Source organism: Catellatospora coxensis (genome assembly GCF_016862635.1).
In the GTDB taxonomy this organism is placed as follows: domain Bacteria; phylum Actinomycetota; class Actinomycetes; order Mycobacteriales; family Micromonosporaceae; genus Catellatospora; species Catellatospora coxensis.
In genome coordinates, this window is record NZ_BONI01000198.1 from 1 (window position 1) to 1,265 (window position 1,265).

A 1,265-nucleotide genomic window follows, 5' to 3' on the forward strand; every position below is an offset into this window, starting at 1 on the left:
CGCGGGATCCGGAAAGGATCCCGCGGCACGCCGTGGTGGGGCGGCCTCTGATCAGGAGGCGTCGATGCCCGAATCGCTCTGAACAGGGGCGATGCGGGCATCGTGGTCAGTCGGCTACCGTGTACGAGAAGGTCACCGTGTTGTCCGCCGGCGTCACGTCCGTGATGGGCGTGAATCCCCAGCCGTTCTGGACGGTCGAGGAGATCGTGCCGGTCGAACCGACCACCGTGTCCTCCGGCGCGTGGATGAGCATGTCGAACGAGCGCACCTCGCCGTCGAACCAGTCGCCGCCCGGTGCGGAGCAGCCGGTCCAGCACGGCGCGTTGGCGCTGGGCTCGGTGTCCGGCGTGTACCAGCCGGCCGGGACGTCGACGCCGACCCACACCTCGTTGTTCGGGGCGTCGCCATGCCAGGCCAGCGTCATCGGCAGGCGGCCCAGGAACGAGCCGTCCGCCTGGCGTACGAGCGTCACGCTGCCGCCCGCGGTGAGGGTCATGTCGGTCTGGGCGTCCTGGACATAGGGCACCGGGTTCTTCAGCTTGCCGTTTGCGCCCCGGAACGTGGCGTTGAAGTCGCGCACCCTGCTCACCGTGCCGGCGATACCGTCCACGATGCTGAGCTGGCCGCCGGTGGCCAGCATCGGCTCGGTCTGCACCGGCGTGTACGCGTGGAAGGTGAGCGTGTAGGTCCGCGTCTGTCCGGGCTCGAACGACTCCAGTCCGCAGCCGATGGACCGGCGCTGGTCCTCGCCGTAGTTGAACATGCAAGGCGTGTCGATGCTGATGCTGTCCCACGAGTGGGCCGTCGGCTCCGCGATGACGACGCTCAGGTTCGGGTTGGCCGTCGTACCCCGGTAGGTGACGGTGAACTGCATCGTGCCGGTGTACCCGCGTTCGGCCGGGTCCAGCACCAGGCGCGTGTGGGTGAGGGCGGCCGGGTAGATCGGCTCCTCGGCCTGCGCCGGGCCGGCGGTCGCCGCGAGCAGGGCCGCGCCCGCCGCGACGAGCACCGAAAGCCGCTTCAGGTTCAGGTTCATGTGTTCCTCCCGTGATGTCGTACGCGATTGTCTTCGGCGTACGCAACACAAGAGGGCGATCTCCATGCGTGGAGTTGCCATCCACGCCGAGAAAGTTTGGGACACCGCCGGGTCCTGGCCGTCTGCACTGTCAGCGGAGGTTCCCTCGACGGCTTGGCAGCTCATCGACCACGCCGGAATGCTCGGCCGATGACGGCGGCGTGCCACGGGATCCGGAAAGGATCCCGTG

Annotated in this window: 1 protein-coding gene; it reads right to left on the minus strand. The window is 68.5% G+C overall.

Going from position 1 to position 1,265, the window contains the following annotated elements; all coding sequences use genetic code 11:
- Positions 1-106 precede the first annotated feature (106 nt).
- A complete protein-coding gene (locus Cco03nite_RS41985) occupies positions 107-1,036 on the minus strand; it encodes a hypothetical protein (protein WP_203699629.1) in 930 nt (309 codons plus the stop codon).
- Between the last annotated feature and the right edge of the window lie 229 nt (positions 1,037-1,265).

Excerpts from the sequence above, each read along its gene's own strand:
- Cco03nite_RS41985 (WP_203699629.1), bottom strand. The coding sequence starts at position 1,036 with ATGAACCTGAACCTGAAGCGGCTTTCGGTGCTCGTCGCGGCGGGCGCG.